Raw genomic sequence first — 20,172 nt, 5'->3', positions numbered from 1 at the left:
CCGGAGCCTGTCGTTCGAGGATGTGAGGAAGAATGTAAGAAACGTGCCTAAACGTTAGTCGTCCAAGTCACTATCGGACTTTACCTGAATTCGGTCATCCCGACGGCTCAGGACGATTCAGCACTTACCGGTAACGGCAGAGGGGAAATTGCCCAAGTCTCCGCAAGGACGTTTGACCAACTTCCGGCTCTCGGGTTGACCAGATGAAGGTGACCTGCTTGGATCGCTTTTTTCTCACGTTGGGAGCAACTTATGCGGTGGCTTATTTCGGCAATGATGCTGATGCTACCTTTTTGTGCGCATGCTTCCAGTGAAATCCGTGCGCCTACCAGTGCTGAGCTGGCAACGGTTGTTAACCCACCGCCTCCGATTTCCACTTGGGATAATAGCGTGCCGGAGGGGCATCGCAAGCTGGCTGGATGCGTGGGCTTCGATACGCGACAAGAAGTCGCAATCGGAGCTCGACCTGCGATCTGGGTCACCACCATGGTGAATCGATGCCGCTTTGCCGTTTCGATAGGAGGGCAACTCGGCTCGATGCAGACCGGCGGCTGCAGCAGATTGATCAATTTTTCACTAGTTCTCGCTGCCGGAGAGGCCGCGGTACGAACGACGACCAATGATCGTCCCGTTTGTATAGCTGTCGTAAATCATCTGGAGATCGGTGATCCGGCTAATCACGTTGCCGACGAGCTTCGCCGGATCCGCGCCATAAGCCGCGAACCGACCGCGGCAGAGCTTGCAGCGATAGCAGTTCCTGTACCCGATAACGCATGGGCAGCTGACGTGCCCGTTGCCAGCCGCAAGCTGGCTGCGTGTATCACCAGCGAGGTGAAAGACGAGCAGGGAACGGGCGAGAATAAATTCATGATTTATACGCAAATCACGCTTCGCAACCGGTGCGAAATCGCGATAGTGATTGCGCTGCAATATGGACTGCTGCAGTCGGACGGACGCTGCGTAAGCGACGCATTCTCCAGCGTCACATTGATGCCGAAAAATTGGATGCCAATTTCGCTGAACGCGGTGGGTCGTGAATGCGTGGTGTCGATCAACTGGATTGGCGTTGGATCCTGATCAAGAGGGAAAGCCGAGGGCGACCTAAGTAAAGAATTTAGCGAATTACACCTGTGGTACGCTGGCTACTGCTGTGAGACGATCCGGGGGGCAAAGAACGATTGCTCACACGCTGCTTATCAGGCCGCGCTGAGCAACATTGTGATGACCAGAACGTGCCTAATAACTGATCCGTTGGCAGTCCGTATGCAGTTGGCAGCCAACGAAGCGACGCGAGCCGCTTGAAATGCCCATCGAAGCGTAAAATCAGGCTCACAATATGAAAACCTCACACTCTGCTGACGATATTCGGGCTTTATTCTTGGGTCAGATCGAGGAACAGAGCGCAGAGGCTGCGAAGCATCGGCTGGACCCTTATTGGACGGATATGAACACCGGTCGCAATGTGAGCGTCGACGAATATGAGGCCATTTATCAGATCGAGAAGATCGACCTTGAACCAACGGACGACGAAAGGCTTTCGCCTAAGGTCTATGCTGATCGACTGATATCCGATCTTACCGAATTGGCTGACCGCTATCGCTCTACCGCACTTGATCCAGATGGATACGGCATCGCTACGATTGGAACGGTGATGAGGAATTTAAGGGCATTTGCATTTTCCACCTCAGATCACCCCAGCCACGGAGAAGGCGGATGACAACAGCTTCGACAGTCGAAGAATTGCTCAGTGCCATTGACGCCGAAAGTGCAAATCGCGAGGATTTCTCGCCGAGTTTAAACCGCGATCGGGCGGCGAAGGCCATTGAGGCCATTCTGTGGTCCTATTCAGCGAGACAGGGAAGCACAGCATCGGTCTACGCAGCCGTCAGCCTTTGGGACGCGCTGGGGGTGGATATGCAATCGCTGCGGTTTCTTGATGAAAATAGCGTGGCCAAGCGGCCCGGACCTGACTGAATGATCCAATCGGACCTGGGCAAAGCTGACCGATCTTAACCGGAGAGATCCGAGGATAAAAAAGGTCCACCCCTGGATCTCTCTCTGAGGCCGGAGCACAGCAGTGTCCGCCATGGATCGAAAGCGGTCGCGACGCCCTAACCTGATCTAACGGCAAATTTTACGAATCTGCGCCCAAAGCGGACGGCGCGCTAACAGCTAGATCCAGCGGTAAATGACCCACTGGCGGCCGTCGCCAGCAGAATGGCTTCTGTGGGGGGGAAGCGGAAATAGGAAATGCTAACATTGGCGCATTTGGCGACAACGTAGGCGCGTTAACTGCGGCAATGGCGTGGGCGTCGAGGAACCGAATGCCGATAATGTGGTTTCCTCAATAGTTTCAACGGATGCGGAGCCCGGATATGGTTTTCCTGAAACAGGTTGGCGTAAGCGCTTTTACTCTTTTGCTCGCCGCTTGCTCGTCTCCTACACCGCCATCCCAGGATGAAACCGAGAAGCGCGCCGAGATGGCCTCCACGGTCGCTGGCGAACAGATCACAGCTGATAAAACACGGACGATCACGCTCAATACGCAGGGCGTTGCGCCGATTGGTTTGACCGTGCGCCTCAAAGGGATCGAGTTAGGGACCGACGCGACGGTCCTGCAAGTCAGCGCATCCTACGGTGGTACCGAGACCAACAATGTGCCCCTTGCGTCTGAAGCGACCTATTTGCGCGACGAGCATGGCAACAAGCTGATGCTCAAGCCGCCGCAAGACAATCCGCGATTGGATATCATTCGCGGCGAACAGCTCGACGGGCAGCTTGTGTTTCTTGGCTCGGTGCCGCCGGATACCAAGCAACTGACGCTCGTTATAAATGATAATAATCCCGGCGACTCCACGCTCGCGCCGGGCCTTGCGATCCCATTCTCGCTGGAGAGTGCCGAACCGTGAACCAGATGGTCGCTGCGATCCGGCCGGTCCTCGTTGGCGTACTGGGCCTCGCTGCGCTTTCCGGATGCGACGTCCGGCCGACGCAGCGCAGCTTAGTCGACGCTGAGACCGTTATGACACTGCGAAGCGACGTAGCTGAGACCCGTTTGTCGCTCGCGGCGGCGTCAGGCGAAGTGGGCAGCGTCGGCGTAGAAAGCCATCTTGCGCCGCCCGGTCAAGAGTCGCTGTTTCGCCAAGCCGAGGTGGCTCCGAGCAAAGTTGCGGAAACCCGGGCATTACTCAGCGATCTTGGCGCTCAAGAGGGAGTTGACCGCTCGATACGTTTCAACCTGCCTGCCGATATCTTGTTTGATTTCGACAAGGCGACGCTCCGGACCGATACCAGCGCCGCGCTTGAGAAAACTGCGCGTCTGGTCATGAACTATCCGAATGCGCCGCTTCTGGTGGCCGGCCACACCGATGCAAAGGGCGATGATGCCTATAATATTGCACTGTCGAAGCGGCGCGCGGACACGGTAGCGAAATGGCTGACGGCGAAGACCGGGCGGGGTGTGAAGACGCAAGGTATTGGCGAGAGTCAACCTGTCGCTTCCAATGCCCGTGCCGATGGCAGCGACGATCCCGACGGCCGGCAGCGCAACCGGCGGGTTGAGGTCATCATGCTACCCAGTCCGATTTGACGAGGAAGTGATCATGTCCAGATGTGACCGGAGACAATCATGCACGGTGTAAAACTGGCCGCTGGGGCGCTGCTGGCTCTTGCTGCGTGCTCGCCTGGTTCTGAAAGCAATGATTGGTCTGTGGAGGGGGGCGACGAGATACGGCCGCCTTCGAGCGAAGACGCGCGTCGGCTCCTGCAAAGCTGGTTTGACGCCAATCCACAATGCACGCCCTTTTTTACGATCCCGCATGATGTTGCCGTCGAAGCAGAGTATAGTCACAGGCTGGCGCAGGCCTTTGTCGATGCCGGTTTGCTGGAGAGGCAGGGCGAGGTCTCGATCGCCGATCCCAATTCAGGGTCAGGCGCGCGAAAGGTCGTCAGGTACATTGCGACGCCGGAAGGCCGAACCCAATTCAAACCCGGCAAGGGAGCGTTGGCGGACACGCCAACCATAGTCTGTTACGGCACGCGGGACGTAAAAGACGTCAAGGTCGGCGAGATCGGTACCATGGGCGACCGGGTTAGCGTGGCATATAGCTATCGGCTGAGCAAAATACCCGCATGGGCGCGATCATCTTCGATCGTGGAATTTTATCCGACGTTCCAGCAATGGCTAGACCGCGACGAAGAAGCGAACGAAGAATTGGTGTGGAAGGGCGGCAACTGGTCACTGGAACGGCCGCCTTCATCCGGCATGTTCGATCTTCGTCAATTGTCGCACTGACCTCATGCAGGGGCCACCTAAAGCACTCGTCGCGTTGTCCGGCTGCCACATTGGCAAGGTCGAGCTAATCCGGACAGAGATATCTAGGCCATCGTTCCTGAGATAGCACGATTTCTACCTATCAGTGGGTGCCTCCAACGCCCGAAAGGCGACACGATGAAAGGCGATTTTTCCCGCGATACCTCCGATCCCCGCCGGGGCTATCAAAGTGTGCTGCATCAGCAGGGCCGGATGGTGCTGGATGCGGACCTGAACGAGCAAGCTGCTTCTCACCTTCATCTCATGCGACAATTGGCGTGCGATCTCATTGGGCCGCACGGCGGTCCGGGCGCGGAAGCCGGATTTGAAATTACGATCGCCGAGAATGGCACGATCCTCATCGGCCCCGGGCGCTACTATGTAGGCGGCGTGCACGTCGAGGTTCCGCAGTTGATTGAATATAATAGCCAGCCCTTTTTTCGTCCGGCTGCAGACGACCCGTTATCCTCCGCCGATCGCGCTGCAAACGGTAAGACCGCGCTGATGTATCTCGAAGTCTTCGAACGAACGGCGAGCGCCGCCGAAGACCCCAGCCTCGCCGATCCAGCACTCGGGGGCTCCGATACCGCGCTACGCCGCCAAACCGTTTGGCATGTACGCAGCATTGAGACGGGAACGGCATTTGCCCAGATGGGATTCAATGAGATCAACGCTCTGCTCGATCTCGAAACAGGGGCGCCGCCACGGCTCGCAATACGCGCGGCTCAGGCCGCTACGAGTAGTGAACTCTCGGGCTACCTCGGCGCAGAGAACCACCTCTTTCGGATCGAAATCCACCGCGGCGGCGGGGCGGGTGAAGCGCAATATAAATGGTCGCGAGATAATGGGGTGATCGTCGGATCGTGGCATGGTTTCGATGGAGACCTTCTTCGCCTGTCGATGCGCGAGGCTTTACAACCGCCAGCCGTCGTCGAGTTGTCCGATGGTCCGCGCGAAGCTTCAGGGCTGCCGGGCGTCTTGGTGGAGATCGCCGCCGATCGCAACGACTGCTACCGGATCGTTACCGGAGATATCGAGGCGGTTCGGGCGCTATGGGAAACGAGCCTCTCCAGACCATTTGTCCGCCGATGGGAGCTGCTCCGGTCAGGCCCGGCGCCCGGGTTGGCTTTTGTTCAAGTGAGCCAATCGCCGGTGCCACTTTGGACTTTTCTTGGCGACGGTCTCGAAATTGCGTTCGAGGGCGGACCGTTCATTGCAGGAGATTATTGGCAACTGGCCGCCCGCCCCGGCGCCGACCTGCTTTGGCCCGGCGGCAGGGTCGCGGGTTTCTGGAAACCAAAATTCTGCGTACCCGCGGGCCCACTGCGTTGGCGGGCCCCGCTGGCGCTTGTAGGAAAGGAAGAGGGCAGACCAGCAGTTCGAGACCTGCGCCGACGTTTTGCACCGCTAATGTAACGCGCCCTCCTGACAGCTTCAAAAAGAAGTCGTGTCCGTTATCCAGCACATTGTCATCGGCATCCGTCGGCCTATTCTCGAAGCGTTGCTTCCGACTGACCGGCGCCCTGCAAAGTCGTCCCCCCAAACAACCTGCGCGACGTTCCGAATCCGCGTTATCTCCCACATACGACCTGCACGAGGCGGCAAAGCACTGATGGTCTGCTATCTCAGATTTACGACTAAAAGCGGAAGGTCTGAAATCGGCCATCTCGCGCCATAATATAGCGAAGCAGATCGCATCTTTGACCTAATCGGTCGCACATCAGCGGCTCGACTTTACCAGCCCGCGACCCACGGCAACCAGCGTGGCCTCCGCGCGGGACTGAACGTTGAGCTTTTGGTACAGGATCTTGATGTAGCTGGTCACGGTGTGGGGAGTTAGCCCCAGCTTGCGGGCGGCTTCCGCAGTGGTCATCCCGGCAGATATCAGTGTGAGGACTTCAGTCTCCCGCGCAGTGAGGCCAGCATCGTCGCGACGATCGATGGCCGGGCGCTGCTGGAAATGCTGCATCATCCGCCATGCGATGGAAGGCGACAAGGGAGGCTCCCCGGCATCGATCCGCTGAAGCAATGACGACAGGGTAGCAGCGTCGCGATCCTTGAGGAGGTAGCCGCCGGCGCCTGCTGCGATTGCATCAAACAAATGGGCGTCGTCGTCGTAGATTGTCGCGACGATCGCGGTGGTGGCGGGATGGCGCGCTGCGATCTGGCGCAACAAGTCGATCCCCGAACCGTCGGGTAATCCGAGATCGATCAACGCCATGGCGAATGGCAAGGTGGCATTCCGCTCTTGCCCATCGAGCCAGCGGCGCGCCTCGCCGAGAGTTGAAGCCTCGGCGATCGCCATGTCCGGAAACGTGTCGCGAAGGGCTTGCACCAGCCAATTGCGAACGCTCGCCTGATCTTCGACGACAAGACACTGACGCGTCGGGGTCTGCGCGATCTGCGCGTCATCGGCCATCAAATGTCTCCTTGTCTTGCGAACCCAAAGGTTTCGCCTGCCAGCGGCCAGCTAAGCACGATCCGCGTACCTGCGGCCGGTTCCTCGATCCGAAGCGTTCCGCCAATGCTTGCGAGGCGTTTCGCCATCCCGGTCAGGCCAGTGCCGTGACTGGTCCCGATAGTCATCCCTAGGCCGTCATCGGCAATTCTGACCATCCCGGTGTTGCCTTCGAAGCTGATCCTGACCGACATGTGCGTCGCCTCCGCATGGCGCATCGTGTTGCTGACGGCTTCGCGAATGGCTGAGGTGATCGCTTTCGAGTGATGATACGGCATAAGCTGGCTTTCCGCTCCGTCGACGATTGGCCAGTCGAGCGCGATCCCGACGGCCTCGAGCCTCGAAGCGGTTTCTATGCGAATGTCCGCAATCACACGCGACAAGGGCGCATTTTCTCCGATCAGGCCCGTCACCAGCGTGCGCATGTCGCGCAGGGCATCCTGCAGCAGCGACCTGACTGGTCCCTGAGCAACGTGAATTCCGGACAACAAACGTGCGCCGATGTCGTCGTGGAGATCTTGCGCCATACGGCGTCGCTCGTCGGCGGCGCCCCGGTCGTAGGATAGAAGCGCCTCTCCGGCCTGTCGGCAAAGTGTGGCCATTTCATCCAACAGATGACGATCATCGGGCGCAAATAGCCGAGTACCGCGGCCGGCATAAGCAAGCCGCAACGCGCCGCCTCCCGCCGGATCGGCGACCAGCATCGCGATGCCATCTTCTATAATCTCCGCCGATCTCGTGACGGGCCCTTGAGGCCTGATCTCCAGCGGCTCGAACAGGCGTTGCATTAGGGCCCGCCACTGCGCCGATCGTACAGCGGGAGCTGCGAACACAACCTCCATGACCGCTGCGAACATCTCATTCTTTCGAAGACCTGTCCGGCGCGTCAAAAGCATCGCCAATCTGGAGCGCGCAGGGAGATACGCTAGCCCGACAAGGATCAGCGAAAGCCCCAAAGCAGGCCCCTGATCAAGCCCTAAGCCATAGATAAGCACGGCGTCGGCGAGCCAGAGGGCTGCCGTCCCGCAGACCGCAAACAGAATTCGAAAGCTCCAGGCTTTGGCCTCGAAGAGCCGATAGCGCAGCAGGCCGAACGTGAGGCCCGCATAGATCAAGAGCAAAAGCGGAAAGCCAACAGGTGCGTCGACGATCGCTTGCACACCGACAAGATTGGGCAGCGTGAGCAGGGCGATAAACCCCCCGGCGCCGACGACGACCGAGAGGCCGAACCATGTCAGCGCAGCACGCGCGAGCGGGTCACCCCGCGTCACCCGGAATTGTTCTGCAAGTGCAAGGCACAAGGCGGCGAATAAGATCGTCACCTCCACCTGCGCACCGCCGGTGGCTTCCCGCAGTGTAACCAGCATTCCAGCCAAACCGTCGCCCGGCCGATGCACCCATTCGAACAGGCGCCCGGTCGCTATGGCTAATGCCACCCCGAAGCAGAGCAATGCTGCGACTATGACGACCTTCGCGGATGCCAGCCTGCGGGGATATACGCAAAACAACGCGACCATCAGGATGGCAAACGACACGGCAGCGATCTCGTGCGAGAACATGAGCCACCGGTAGAGCTCACCATCGACCGCAAGGTCACGCGAGATCACGATGGCTGTCCCCGCGGTTACGAAGGGGAAGGTGAGCCCCGATAGCGCAACCAGGCGATTGGGCAGGCCATTCGGTTCGGACGCAAGCACGACAGCGGATACTGCGATCCCCACCACGCCTGGAACCAGTACGATCCAGAATCCCCACGGGATGCCGCCAAACCCACGTTTGGCTCCAACCGCGTAAGGATCCCCTGCAATCACAAGCCGGGCATTTGGCGATTGCAACATTTTAGCGAGCAGCGTCTGCCGCTCGTAAAATCGATGCAGCGTGTCAGCCGTATCAAACTTGTCGCTGTCTTTGACGATGTCCATTGGCAGGATGCGAACGCGCCGTCCGCCCTGATGCAGCTCCACTGGACCTATCGTCTCGCCGTTCAGACGGGCAACGACTGCCCCGTTGCGTTCCTTGACCACCACGCCCGTTGCCGGTTGCATCGCACTTACCCAGATCGCGGCGATTGCCACAAGCATGCCAAGCATCAGCATCGAGCGAACGATCGTGACGGGCAACAAGGTTCGCAAAGTCGGTCCTCCCGATCCCTACATCAGCGTCACCGCATGTCAGGACGCAGGAGGAGCTGGCCGCCCCGACCTGATCGAGTGAATAGACATTGTAAATCGAATTACGCATCCCCCCTTGGAACGGCACCTATAGCCAGCATCTCTTAGGTTAGTCGCTTTGGGGTAACGCGCTTTTGGGGGCCCAGTTCGTCGGCAGAACTTTGACATTGTCGGCGCGCAAACTGTTCCCCAAGCGCACGGCAGTCCCTTCCGCCGTGCTTTGATCTTTGGCCCACACGCATTCGACCTTCGATTGCGCACGCACAAGCCGGGGATCGATGCCAGCGCCCTCAATAACCTGGGCGACGCTAGCGTCGCTGCGAAGCCAGAGCTGATATTCTTCGGTCAGGGCCGCGACCCGCGCTTCGTCACCATAAGAGAGATTCAGCAGCGCCACGCGATTAGATCCAGGCCGCGTCGGAGTTGCAGTGCAAACGACAAAACCATCTGCAGAGGCCTGTGCCGGGGCGGCCGGTGCAACGGCGAGCAATACAGCTGCGGAAATTTCGATGAAAATCATGCTTCAACTCCAAGTCATCATTGAAAAATAGGGAATTTTGATTCGGGCTCGGCTGTAGAACCGATCAATGCTTACATGCCGCGCGCCGCTGCGATGCTTTCTGGTTCCTGAAGAGCGGCGATGGCATCCGCATTGCCCTGCGCTGCAGATTTCCGGAACCAGCGGACCGCCTCTTTCATGTCTTTGGGCACACCCTCGCCCCCCGAGTAGAGCGCGCCCAGAATGTGCTGGCCCTCCGCGTGTCCACTATCTGCGGCCAGTCGGGCATATCGCGCGGCAACGGTCATGTCCTTGGGCACCCCATCGCCAAAATATGCGAAGCGCGCCATCATCACCTGCGCGTCGCCATCGCCGGCATCTGCCGCCTCGCGCGCATAACGGACTGAACGCGCCAGATCCTTCGGCTCAAGGGCACCTTCATATAGAATGGCTGCGTAATCGCCCATCGCCGCGGGATAATGTTGGTCCGCCGCCATCCGAATATATTTGAGCCCTCTCGCCGGGTCCTTCGCTTGACCATTGCTGCCTTGAACAAGCGAGAGTCCTAACGGGCGCATCGCTTCGGACTGGCCAAGATCGGCCGCTTTCGTGATCAGTGCCCACCCTTTGGCCGTGTCTTTTTCAAGGACGGTGCCGCCCACCATATATTGCTCGCCCAAGACTTGCAGCGCCATAGGATGATCCTGGGCAGCGGCAAGCTTGAGATAATGGATCGCTTTGGCGGGATCCTGTTCGGCGCCATTGGTGCCATAAAAGTAGATCACGCTTCCCAGTGTCGCTTGCGCGACGGCCTCGCCGGCGTCGGCGGCGCGCGTCAGCAGCCCGATCGCCTCCGGGAGGGGGGCATCGCTCGTCCGTTTTTCAACGGCGTCCGTGATCAGCATCATGCCGTACAGAGCTTGGCCATAGCTATCACCGCCGGCCGCCGCGATTTTCAGCGCCGCTCGGGCAGCGTCGCGGTCTACGGGGCCGCCGCGCCCATACATGGTCAGATAGCCATATTGCGCGGAGGCGGCGGGGTGCCCTTGGGTCGCTGCGGCTCCAAACCAGCGGCGTGCGGCGACATCATCGCGCGCGACACCCAGCCCCGCATAGTTCAATCGGCCCAGATTATATTGCGACTGCGCTTTTCCTTCCGCGGCCTCCCGCGTAACCCGGGCCACCATTTGCGGCGTCGTCTCTTCAATGTTGATGAAAACGGTGCGGCTCGCGACGACGCTCTGCGGGCCTCGCTCTGCGCCCGGTGTGGCGGCGAAGGCGCCCGTGGAAGGCGTAGCCGAATTGGGTGCGGTTCCGCCTGATCCCCCTGTGGTCGAGCGGCCGCCGGCCAGTCCCTTTTGGAACGACGCATCTGCGTTACGGCGGTCGTTCGCGGCGGCCGTATCGCGCATGCTGGCCATCATCCGCTGGCGATTGGCCTCGTCATTTGCTGCGCTCCACTCTGCGCGAGTTGGCGAGGCAGTGAGTAGGGGGAGTGTCAGCATTGCCGCGCCGACCCAACGGGCTACCCGGATCCGATCGAACTGAGGGGCAAGCGTAATAAAGCGCATATGGATCCTGACCTGAATGGGAGCGCAACATCAGCTGATCGCCGGGAAGCGACAATTACATCAGTCGTATCAAGCAGATGGTCAGCGACAACCCTAGGATTAGGGGTGCTGATCAATTCTGGCAGCGTTACAGAAGCGCTCGCTCACCGAGCAAGTCATCGCGCGAGAACTCGCGACAGTCTGACGTAGCTCTTCAAATCTTGGCATGGAGACATCATGATTCGGAAACTTTCATTCGTCGTCGCGATCGCAATTTCAGCGCAAGCGGTTGCACAAGTTCCATCGCATTCGCGCGCTGAAGCGCTGCGCTGCGCAGCGGCGGCACTTGCTCTGTCGGGTATTTCCAAAATTCCGGAAGAGAAGGCTAAATATCAGAAGAAGGCCGACGCATTTCTCGAGCCAGTCATTCAACAGAATAAGCGCGACGGCATGTCTGACGAGAATTTCAAAGGCGAATTTCGTGTGGTAAATGAGGGCTACAAAAAGCAGCTAGACGCTTTCGGCGGGTCGACTGACCAAATGCTGATGGCATTTGAAGACGTGGAAGATTGCAGTAGCTGAGATCGGTCGGCGTTCGTGCGTTGCGATCAGCCCGATTGAACTGCTGTCGCCGCTTGACCACTTACGGCTCGCACAGGAGCAGCATTTCAAAGCGGCCGATGCCATCGCGCGCGCGCATCCAGACGAAACTCCCGTAATATATCGAGACCGTAACGTCCGTCGGGCAGCCGGCCAAAACTCTGAAAGCACATCGAATGAAACAGGCCATCGGAATAGTTGTCGCCGCGGCTCTTGCACTGGGAGCCGTGCCGGCGCTGGCGGCAGACGACGCCTTCCTCGTCGGCGCCAAAGCCTATGCGACGGCAGATAAATCTGACGCCCGCCCCTCCGAGGCCAGCGATTACGCTTATTGCGCTGGCTACTGGGACGCATGGAGCACGTCGATCAGCAGCGGCAAAGTGCCCGCAGAGCGCCTTCAGCCACTTCCGATTGCGCTGAAGCCGCCATCGACCGAACTCGCGTCGATGGCGATGATCCTCATGCTCGAGGAGACGCCGGAAATCGACCAGAAGATTGAACTCGCCAAGGCCGAGGCCCTGATATTGATCGACGCGAGCCTGGCGGGCAAAGTCAAAGCCGCCGAAGATCTGTTCCATTCGCTTGGCATCTGCCAAATCAGCGAAGACGAATAAGGGTCAGTCGCCGCTAGTCTTACCGGCCGCTCCACAGCGCGTCAGATCATACATCGCGATCGGAATGGAAACCGCCGTCGCTGTGCTGTCGCCATTGGCCGCCGCCGGATTGTACCAAAGCAACGGGCCGAGACCGCGCGCGAACAAATGCGCCGGCGCCGCGCTATCCGATTGCGGTACCGCGTCGATCACATCGTAATTCGCGCCGAACATATCGAAATCGACCTGCGGCGGCTCCTCTGCCGTGTCGGTCGCCCCGGCGTCCCGATCGGCCTCGGTGAGCGTGGCGGGATCGCGGTCGGGCGTCAGATACACACCGCCATAGCCGTTCGGCGCGTTGAAGGAGAACCACCTCCGGCGCCCTTCAACCTCGACCCAGAAAAACAGGTCGCTGCTGAAATTGACCTGGAACCGCTGCCGGGCAAAACCCGCGGTCACGTCTCTCGTGCCGCGCAAGGCGTAGGTCGCCTGCTCAGCGCGACATGCCGGCACATTTGCCGCCATGCTGGTTGCCAGCAACATGCTTGCGATCATTGTCATTCCCCCGACTGTGCATTGCGCGCCCCACCGTCCTTTAGCACCGGTAGCTACAACGTCGCGCCATTTCAGCGCCCTCGGGAATATTTGCCGATCGACCGGAGCGCAGATCATTCGGGCTGACCTCTTGCGCGAGACGGATGTCCGAATAGAAGGGCGGCGGCATGATGCGGATGTTGCCGCTTGGGGGAGCTTCTGGAATGAAATGGTTGATTGCACTGTCGGTCGCTATGAGCGCGGTCAGCGCACCCGCTGCGGCGCAGATTAGCAAAAGTATCGACTTTTCGGACAGTCAGGCGCCCGTCACCGTGTCTCATGAAGGCGCCATTGTGACGTTGCGGCCTGTTCGCGACCCCGAGCTCGACGACCTTATCGATGTCGAGGCAGCGATCCGCGTACCCGGCTTGGCTCCGGTCGTCGTATCGGAGGGCGGGGCGACGTCGAAATTCTTCACGCGGTGGGTGGGGATCGGCAAATTGTCCGCAAGCGATGCAGCCCCCTCGATCCTTCTGGAAGGGTTCACCGGCGGCGCCCATTGCTGTGCGACCCTGCGCGTCGTTACGCCGGTGGGCGGGATCTTCAAGACGATCGAATTCGAAGCGATCGACGGTTCGGGTGCGGAAGCCTTTCCCACCGATATCGACGGTGACGGGCGCGTCGACTTTGTCCGCCAGGACGATCGGTTCCGCTATCGCTTTTCGTCGGGGGCGGGAAGCCTCAGTCCGCCCGTGATCTACAACATCTTTCAGGGGCAGTTGGTGGACGTCAGTAAAAAGCCAGAATTTGCGCCGGTGTGGGTGAAGTTTGCCGCCGAGGCGCGCGCTCTGTGCACCGACACTTCGCAGTCCGATCGCAACGGTGCCTGCGCGGCATATGTGGCCGCTGCTGCGCGGCTCGGCAATTTCGAGCCGGCGATGCGCGAGGTCAAACGGTTCGCGGCAAAGGGCAAGAAACTTGATCTCCCGATGGCGTGCCGTTCGGCAGTCGTCGATGGGCAGTGCCCTGTCGGTATGGAACGTAAATTTCTCACCTTCGGCGACGCGCTGCGCTGGTTTCTTCAGGACACCGGCTACACGGGCTGACTTAATTTACGTCGGCCGTCGACCGTCGTGATCCGCCTGCCTTGTGCGGGATAGCGAGCACGTCGAAATCCGTGGGCAAGCGTCCATCCGAGGAATTGGATGTCAGCTTGGCGCGATCCCTAGCCGAAAGCGGACCGTCCGAAATCGGCCAAGTGCCGCGTAGGTTGGCGCCGACAAAAAGGCCTCGCGATGAAGCGAGGCCTTTCCGTTCTCTTGCTCTTGCAAGCGGGAGAAACCTCCTCGGCCGGCTTGGGTCGCTAAAGCTGGCTTCGGAGAAGAAATGAGGCGAGAACCTCCTTAAAAGCCGAACGCGACACCTACGCGGCCGCCGGTCGAGCCTTTCACGGTTGATCCCGCAAAACCGCCCGAAACGTATACGCGCGGTGCCGCGCGCACGACTACCGCCCCCGAAAAACCCTGCTCGCCGCGAAAGGTGGCGAGGTTGAAGTTCATCGAGACGGTGCTGTCGGGGACGATCATGGTTCCGCCCATCGCCATCGCCGCCGCGATGCCGCCATTGGCGTGCCGGAAGCGGCGGTCGGATGAAGCGCTCAGAACGTCGATGCGCGTGTCGACCTGTCCCAGCCGGTCATCGACCGCGTCAAGTGCCGACCCGACACTGGCGTAGCTTTGGCCGCCGATCATATAGCTGGGGGCGGATGCAGCGCCGGTCGCTGCGTTATAGCTCGATCCGCCGCCGAGCGCGCTGGCGGTGCTGGCGCCAAGCGTATCGCCGCGCACGATGGCGGTGTCGGCGGTGGTCTGGGCGGCAGCGGCGTCGATGCGCGCGGTATCCGCCGTGCCTTGCGCCGTTGCCGCATTGGTCAGCGCGGTGTCGGCGGTCGCCTGCGCCGCGATCGCCAGTGCCGACGCCGCCTGGGTGCCGTCTTGCGCCGCGAGCAGCGCCGCGGCGGCTTCGGTGCGGGCCAGATCGGCGGTTCCCTGCGCCGTGGCGGCGGCGGCGGCAACGACGTCGAGCTGGCGCTTGTTGACTGCGTCGGTCGCCTGGGTGCCGTCGGCGACCTGCGTGATCTGGCGTTCCGCGCCCGAACGGCCCACGGAAACACTGTTGGCGCGATCGGTTTCCGAACCCTGACCCAATGCGACCGAGTTTCCGAATAATGCGCGGCTTTCTGAGCCGAATGCGCTGGCATTGGTGGCATTGGCCCTAGCGCCCGCGCCTACGGCGGTCGCATTATTTTGCCCTGCTGCAGTTATACCGGCCTGAGCACCAGCGCCGAGTGCAGTGGCTGCCGCGTTTTCAAATGTGTTGGGGATAATGTTCGCCAGAACATCGGAAACACCGCCGTCACCGCCCGCCCTCGCGCCAAAGCCATAGACGCTGCTACGGTAACCCGCAGCCGCGCTGTCGGCGCCTGCTGCGATGCTTTGTTCGCCGACGGCTCGGCTAACATGTCCGATCGCGGTACTGCGCAAGCCGATTGCCTCCGTTTTCATGCCGAGCGCTGTGCTCCCTGGCCCGGATGCGTTGCTGAACACGCCGACCGCGACGCTTGCATTCCCAGATGCCGAACTGCTGCCGCCGCATTCTGTCGAGAAATTGGGATCGTCCGCATTGCCGGGAATGCCGTCGGGGCCGGGGTTACTGTTGCATTCGGGCGTGCCATCGGCCAGCGCCGACGTCGGCAGCATGCCGATCGTAATAGCGGTGACGGCCAGCGTCAGCGGCGCAGCGGCGGTTAGCAGGTTCGACAGTCTATTCATTATGCACTCCTCAAAGGCTCCAAGCGGATGCCGCCTGAAAATTCGTACCTCTGAGGGGATAGAAACCACGGTCGTGCGGTGCATCGGCCAGATGGCCTAACCGCATGGCCGACGCCTTAGCCAGATGGCCTAGATGCCTTGTGCCGACGTGCAATTGCGGCAAGGTTGCCGTCATGGACCACGACACACCGTCTCTTCATGGCCCCGGTTCCAGTTCGCCGACGGTCCGCGCCGGTCCGGGAAACGGCTGGGCAACTGAAGATCGAATAGCGACGGGCGCAGAGCAATATCCTGTCGGCTTGCTGACGAGCTTGCTGCGCTACGCCGGGCTTGCTGCTGCATTTTACTCCATGTCGGTGCTGTTCGCGCCGCATGTGCCGCATGCCACGATGCGGTCATGGGGCATCGTCACGATCATTTTCATGATCATCTGGCTGACTTCGATTGTTGTCCATTATTGGATCCGGCCTTCGCAGGCGGTTGAAGTCCGGCAATGGAATCTGATCGGGAAATGCCTGCTGATCGGCACGGTCCTGATCATAATGACGATGATCTGGGCTTTTCTGCCGGGGGCGCCGGAGCCGCTGCATCTGTTGATGATCATCTTCGTGATGGCTTATCTGTCCATCACGATCATTTCGGCGCCGCAACATGCCGTGGTCAACAGGTTCGCGATCATCGCCATGTTGGGATCGATCCTGATCGTCCACGATTATCAGGCAGATTTGTTCAATGGCGTCATTTTCGTGTTCGTCCTGCTGTTCGCGGCGATCATGTTTTTTTTGAGCAAGGTGTTCCCAGACGCCATCAAACAAGCGGCGCAATCTCGGGAAATTTCCGAAGCGGCACGCATCCAGGCTGAAATGCAGCGGGATGCGAAGGGGCGGTTTCTGGCCTCCGCGTCGCATGACCTGGGCCAGCCTTTGCAATCGGCACGATTGTTTTTCGATCAGGTCGTGAGGGGCACCGATCCGGCGCTGCGGGCGAGCGCCGTGATGCACACCGAAGCGGCCTTCTCTTCGATCGAGCGGCGACTGCGTCAAATGATCGAGCATCTGCGCCTCGAATCCGCGGACAGGGCTGCGGCGCTTGTCGCGCTCACGGTCGGACCTTATATCGCCCGGACGGCGGCGCTGGCCGAAGCCATGGCCGCACAGAAGGGCGTCGCGATCCATGCTCTGCCAAGCAGTTTGCAAGTCTGGGCAGACGCCGAACTGCTTGAAAGGGCGTTGCTCAACTTGGTCGACAACGGATTGCGTCACGCACGGGGCACGCGATTACTGATGGGAGCGCGCCGGCGGGGCTCTTCCGTTCGCATCTGGGTCATCGACGACGGCGTTGGAATTCCGGCAGGGGACGTGGCTTCGTTGTTTGAGGATTATTTCCAGGGCAGCAATCATGGCGACGAGGTGCGTGGCGGCTTTGGATTGGGCCTGGCATCGGTCCAGCGGACCATGTCATTGATGAACGGCAAAGCCGGGCTTGACCTGAACTGGACCCGCGGAGCGGCCTTTTTCCTTGAGTTACAAGATGCCGCTGCCTAGCTTGAGTCATGAACAACTGCTTGATCTGCGATGATCACCAAATGATGTTGCAGGCGTTGAGGGGCAGCGTGCAGATGTCCTGGCCCAGGGCCGAAATCACTCTCGCGGGTGATTTTCCGTCCGCCTGGTCGTCTGCGGCGGCCGGTCCCGACCTGATATTGTGCGATCTGGGGATGCCCGGCGCGGGCCCGGTCGAGGGGATAAGGCGGCTGCGCGAAGTAGCCCCTGGATCCCCCGTGCTTGTTGTGACGGGTGTCGAGGACGATCAGATTTTGCTCGATATGTTCGAGATTGGCGTGGCCGGCTTCATTCCCAAAGTGTCCAGCCCCACGATTTTGGAGCTGGCAATGCGCCTGATCCTGGCTGGCGGCCATTATCTGCCGGAGCGCATGATCAAATTGACCAGTAGGCTTTCGGAGACAAGCACCGAGCCGCCATCTTTTGTTGCGGGGGCTAATTTTTCAAAGCTGACAGTGCGTCAGATCGAAATATTGCGGATGATCGCCACCGGAAAATCCAACAAGGAAATTGCCCGCGCGCTTTGTCTTTCGCCCGCCACGGTCAAAGCCCATGTGGCGGCCGTTATTGCGGCGCTTGGTAGCGTAAACCGTACCGAAGCAGCGTTCGCGGCCCGAAATCTTGGCGTCATCTAGTCGTGATGCTTGAGCCGCCCGATGCGCCTTGGAGGTCATGAATGCACGCTCCTGCAAACCGTTCAGACACCCAAATATTCGTGCGCATTGCGGCGCTGTGTCTGGGAATAAACATCTTTGGCTTCGGATTGAATGCGGCGCTCGGGCGCGTCGATAGCGCTGCGCTTTCACCTATCCTCTATATTCACGCCTTGCTCTTCGTCGCCTGGAGCGTGCTTGCCGTTGTTCAGCCCTCCCTCGTCGCGCGCCCCAACAGGATGACGCATCGTAAACTCGGATGGACGATGATGGTCTTGGCGGTCGCAATGGGTGTCAGCGGTTTGTGGATTACCATCGCGGCCATCTCGGCAGGGAGAATGGCGCCCGCCAATATTTTCATGATGATCAATATCCTGACCGTGGCTGGCTTCTTTGGTCTCATCGCCGCCGCGCTCGGGTTTCGTCGCAAAATGGCGTGGCACAGCCGGCTGATGATCTCGGCGACGATCCTGCTGACGGGGCCGGCCTGGGCGCGCATTTTGCCTATGGATCTACTGGGACCAGCCGGCCTTATAGCGATATCCGCCTGCGTACTGGCCCTATCGGCATGGGGTATGATTCATGATCGACGCGCCCACGGCCGGATTCACCCTGCTTGGTGGTGGGGCGCGAGCGTTGCGACCCTGATAGGTCCGCTTGCGCCGCCTCTTGCTTTTATTCCCAGTTTTGCGGACTGGGCTGCGCGCATTTAATCGGCGCCCTCCAGCAAATCGGGTTGAGGTGCGCGCACGGAGCAGGGAAGGGGCGCGACCTTCTGTAATCTATTAACCGGTCTTCGCTTCCGTCGGCGGCGTTTAGAAACGATGATATATTTCTCCGAGCCGCACCACTGAGCCATGACCGCACTAGTGAACTTGCCCCGCGGGTCAACTCGCGGAGCCGAATGTCCGCTATCTCGGTTTAGCGTCCAAATCCAGACAGTCTGGAATCGGCCAATTCCCGATGAGGGCTAGATTCGGGATGCGCCCTCCTCGACCAATGCTTCAACTGTCGGATAGCCATTTACAGCCATCAGCAAGTCCGCTTCAGCGAGGATTGACCGGAGCACGTGCGCCGCACCCTTTGCCCCGCCGATTGCGAGGCCGTAGGCGTAAGGACGCCCGATGCCGACCGCCTTGGCTCCCAGAGCCAGCGCCTTGATCACGTCGCTGCCCGAACGGACGCCGCTGTCGAACAAGGTTGGCATTTCGCCGGCGGCGTTCACTACGTCCGAGAGCATATCTATCGCAGCAATCCCGCCATTTGCCTGGCGCCCGCCGTGGTTCGAGCAATATATTGCGTCAACCCCATGGTCAGCCGCTCGGCGAGCGTCGTCGGGGTGGCAAATGCCCTTTAAAATGATGGGCAATCGGGTGATTGATCTGAACCATTCGATGTCGCTCCAGGTCAGTACCTTGCCGAATGTCGTCGCCCAGGCTTGAACGGCGGCGGCGATATCCTCTTCCGGCGGACGCGCCAGCGTCGCCCGGAAGACCGGATCTGAAAAATAATTCTCAAGCACCTTGCCGCGCAGCTGGGGAAAATTTGACGCATTGAGATCGCGGGGGCGCCATCCCGTGACCCATGTGTCGAGCGTGATTACCAGCGCCTTATAGTCGGCTGCCTCGGCACGGCGGATCAGGCTCTCGGCCAAGTCCGGATTCTTGGGAGTGTAGAGCTGGAAAAACGCCGGGACGGATCCCGTCGCATTCGCCACCTCTTCCAGCGGACTGTTCGACAATGTCGAAGCGCAAAAGGGGACGCCGGTCATTGCGGATGCCTCCGCCGCAGCAATGTCGCCGCGCTGGTCCTGGGTGATCTCCCCATTGACGCCGATGGGCGCCATAAAGATCGGAGAGGGCAGGGTCATTCCCAAAAGGTCGACCGACAGGTCGCGCGACGTGCAATCGACCAGCATGCGGGGGACCATGCCCCAATGGTGAAAGGCGCTCGCATTCGAGCGCTGGGTATGTTCGTCGCCGCAGCCGCCCTGCACATAATTCAGCAGTGAGGGCGAAAGCGCATTTTCAGCGCGCTTTTCCAGCGTTGCAAAATCGACAGGATAATCGGGAAGTACCCCGCGCAGGCCGTCCTGATAGATCTGCGTCTGCAGATCGCCATAATGTCCCATTGTCCCGTCTCTCCGCTCAATCGCCGACGCATATTTGCGTGTGCCGGTCTTTCGTCCACTTCCGCCAGTCGGTAACGTATCGCTTTTTTACCGGTTCAAAAGCGTAAAACAGGCCGCGTTTCTCGACATCCTTGTGGCAGCAGCGCGAAAGTTACCAGCCTCATGTAAAAACTACTAGCAGGTAGATATCTTTTGCGGCATACCCTCCCGGCGGGCCGCCATCGATAGAATGGCGCCGCGGAGGGAGGTTTTGGTGTCACTATCCGGCTGCCTTGGGT

21 protein-coding genes are annotated in these 20,172 nt (G+C 59.9%); 14 read left to right on the top strand and 7 right to left on the bottom strand.

From position 1 onward, the window contains the following. Positions 1-252: 252 nt before the first annotated feature. From ACQY6T_RS08545 to ACQY6T_RS08515, 7 genes are all read left to right on the top strand, one after another. Positions 253-1,077, top strand: a complete 825-nt coding sequence (locus tag ACQY6T_RS08545; protein ID WP_428630320.1) for a hypothetical protein — start codon at positions 253-255, stop codon at positions 1,075-1,077. Positions 1,078-1,336: 259 nt separating this feature from the next. Continuing rightward, complete coding sequence (locus ACQY6T_RS08540) at positions 1,337-1,717, top strand: hypothetical protein (RefSeq protein WP_428630319.1); 381 nt, start codon at positions 1,337-1,339, stop codon at positions 1,715-1,717. Then, positions 1,714-1,974 (top strand): hypothetical protein, encoded by a 261-nt coding sequence (locus tag ACQY6T_RS08535; RefSeq protein WP_428630318.1) that lies wholly within the window; start codon positions 1,714-1,716, stop codon positions 1,972-1,974. The genes ACQY6T_RS08540 and ACQY6T_RS08535 overlap by 4 nt, the downstream gene beginning before the upstream one ends. Positions 1,975-2,375: 401 nt before the next feature. Beyond that, entirely contained in the window at positions 2,376-2,909 is a 534-nt protein-coding gene (locus tag ACQY6T_RS08530) for a hypothetical protein (protein ID WP_428630316.1), read from the top strand. A gap of 5 nt (positions 2,910-2,914) precedes the next feature. After that, positions 2,915-3,589, top strand: coding sequence for an OmpA family protein (locus tag ACQY6T_RS08525; protein WP_428630400.1), 675 nt, complete (start codon positions 2,915-2,917; stop codon positions 3,587-3,589). Between the two features lie 39 nt (positions 3,590-3,628). Beyond that, positions 3,629-4,294, top strand: a complete 666-nt coding sequence (locus ACQY6T_RS08520) for a hypothetical protein (RefSeq protein ID WP_428630315.1) — start codon at positions 3,629-3,631, stop codon at positions 4,292-4,294. A gap of 156 nt (positions 4,295-4,450) precedes the next feature. Next, the gene (locus ACQY6T_RS08515; RefSeq protein ID WP_428630313.1) at positions 4,451-5,728 is read left to right on the top strand and encodes a DUF6519 domain-containing protein; all 1,278 of its coding nucleotides are present in this window, start codon (positions 4,451-4,453) and stop codon (positions 5,726-5,728) included. 304 nt (positions 5,729-6,032) lie between these two features. Here ACQY6T_RS08515 and ACQY6T_RS08510 read toward each other — a convergent pair whose 3' ends face one another. Further along, a complete protein-coding gene (locus tag ACQY6T_RS08510; RefSeq protein ID WP_428630311.1) occupies positions 6,033-6,731 on the bottom strand; it encodes a response regulator in 699 nt (232 codons plus the stop codon). Continuing rightward, positions 6,731-8,866 carry a sensor histidine kinase gene (locus ACQY6T_RS08505; RefSeq protein ID WP_428630310.1) on the bottom strand — a complete coding sequence of 712 codons (2,136 nt, stop codon included), beginning with the start codon at positions 8,864-8,866 and terminating at the stop codon, positions 6,731-6,733. Before ACQY6T_RS08505 ends, ACQY6T_RS08510 begins: the two co-directional genes overlap by 1 nt. On the opposite strand from ACQY6T_RS08505, the gene ACQY6T_RS08500 reads away from it, so the two are divergent. Then, a complete protein-coding gene (locus ACQY6T_RS08500) occupies positions 8,850-8,984 on the top strand; it encodes a hypothetical protein (RefSeq protein ID WP_428630309.1) in 135 nt (44 codons plus the stop codon). The two genes, ACQY6T_RS08505 and ACQY6T_RS08500, sit on opposite strands and share 17 nt — an antisense overlap. Positions 8,985-9,050: 66 nt before the next feature. Here the strand turns inward: ACQY6T_RS08500 and ACQY6T_RS08495 are convergent, their stop codons facing one another. Both ACQY6T_RS08495 and ACQY6T_RS08490 read right to left on the bottom strand, forming a co-directional pair. Next, complete coding sequence (locus ACQY6T_RS08495; RefSeq protein ID WP_428630308.1) at positions 9,051-9,461, bottom strand: hypothetical protein; 411 nt, start codon at positions 9,459-9,461, stop codon at positions 9,051-9,053. A gap of 71 nt (positions 9,462-9,532) precedes the next feature. Further along, positions 9,533-11,011, bottom strand: a complete 1,479-nt coding sequence (locus ACQY6T_RS08490) for an SEL1-like repeat protein (RefSeq protein WP_428630306.1) — start codon at positions 11,009-11,011, stop codon at positions 9,533-9,535. 216 nt (positions 11,012-11,227) lie between these two features. Between ACQY6T_RS08490 and ACQY6T_RS08485 the strand changes: the two genes are divergently transcribed. Both ACQY6T_RS08485 and ACQY6T_RS08480 read left to right on the top strand, forming a co-directional pair. Further along, positions 11,228-11,572 (top strand): hypothetical protein, encoded by a 345-nt coding sequence (locus tag ACQY6T_RS08485; RefSeq protein ID WP_428630304.1) that lies wholly within the window; start codon positions 11,228-11,230, stop codon positions 11,570-11,572. A gap of 194 nt (positions 11,573-11,766) precedes the next feature. Beyond that, complete coding sequence (locus ACQY6T_RS08480) at positions 11,767-12,204, top strand: hypothetical protein (RefSeq protein ID WP_428630303.1); 438 nt, start codon at positions 11,767-11,769, stop codon at positions 12,202-12,204. Positions 12,205-12,207: 3 nt separating this feature from the next. On the opposite strand, the gene ACQY6T_RS08475 is transcribed toward ACQY6T_RS08480, so the two are convergent. Then, complete coding sequence (locus ACQY6T_RS08475; RefSeq protein ID WP_428630301.1) at positions 12,208-12,738, bottom strand: hypothetical protein; 531 nt, start codon at positions 12,736-12,738, stop codon at positions 12,208-12,210. Between the two features lie 203 nt (positions 12,739-12,941). Here ACQY6T_RS08475 and ACQY6T_RS08470 point away from each other — a divergent pair, with 203 nt between their 5' ends. After that, positions 12,942-13,823: a hypothetical protein gene (locus tag ACQY6T_RS08470; RefSeq protein ID WP_428630299.1), complete on the top strand. Its 882-nt coding sequence runs from the start codon at positions 12,942-12,944 to the stop codon at positions 13,821-13,823. A 297-nt stretch (positions 13,824-14,120) separates the two neighbouring features. Here the strand turns inward: ACQY6T_RS08470 and ACQY6T_RS08465 are convergent, their stop codons facing one another. Further along, entirely contained in the window at positions 14,121-15,548 is a 1,428-nt protein-coding gene (locus ACQY6T_RS08465; protein WP_428630297.1) for a hypothetical protein, read from the bottom strand. Between the two features lie 173 nt (positions 15,549-15,721). On the opposite strand from ACQY6T_RS08465, the gene ACQY6T_RS08460 reads away from it, so the two are divergent. From ACQY6T_RS08460 to ACQY6T_RS08450, 3 genes are read left to right on the top strand one after another with little or no spacing between them, the layout of a single operon-like run. Next, entirely contained in the window at positions 15,722-17,092 is a 1,371-nt protein-coding gene (locus ACQY6T_RS08460; protein ID WP_428630295.1) for a sensor histidine kinase, read from the top strand. Positions 17,093-17,100: 8 nt separating this feature from the next. Further along, the gene (locus ACQY6T_RS08455) at positions 17,101-17,745 is read left to right on the top strand and encodes a LuxR C-terminal-related transcriptional regulator (protein ID WP_428630294.1); all 645 of its coding nucleotides are present in this window, start codon (positions 17,101-17,103) and stop codon (positions 17,743-17,745) included. A gap of 41 nt (positions 17,746-17,786) precedes the next feature. After that, positions 17,787-18,476 (top strand): hypothetical protein, encoded by a 690-nt coding sequence (locus ACQY6T_RS08450; RefSeq protein WP_428630293.1) that lies wholly within the window; start codon positions 17,787-17,789, stop codon positions 18,474-18,476. 257 nt (positions 18,477-18,733) lie between these two features. On the opposite strand, the gene ACQY6T_RS08445 is transcribed toward ACQY6T_RS08450, so the two are convergent. Further along, complete coding sequence (locus ACQY6T_RS08445) at positions 18,734-19,894, bottom strand: alpha-hydroxy-acid oxidizing protein (protein ID WP_428630291.1); 1,161 nt, start codon at positions 19,892-19,894, stop codon at positions 18,734-18,736. Positions 19,895-20,172: the final 278 nt, after the last annotated feature.

This window comes from Sphingopyxis sp., assembly GCF_965279725.1.
GTDB lineage: Bacteria > Pseudomonadota > Alphaproteobacteria > Sphingomonadales > Sphingomonadaceae > Sphingopyxis.
This window is presented reverse-complemented; position numbering and strand designations above follow the sequence as displayed.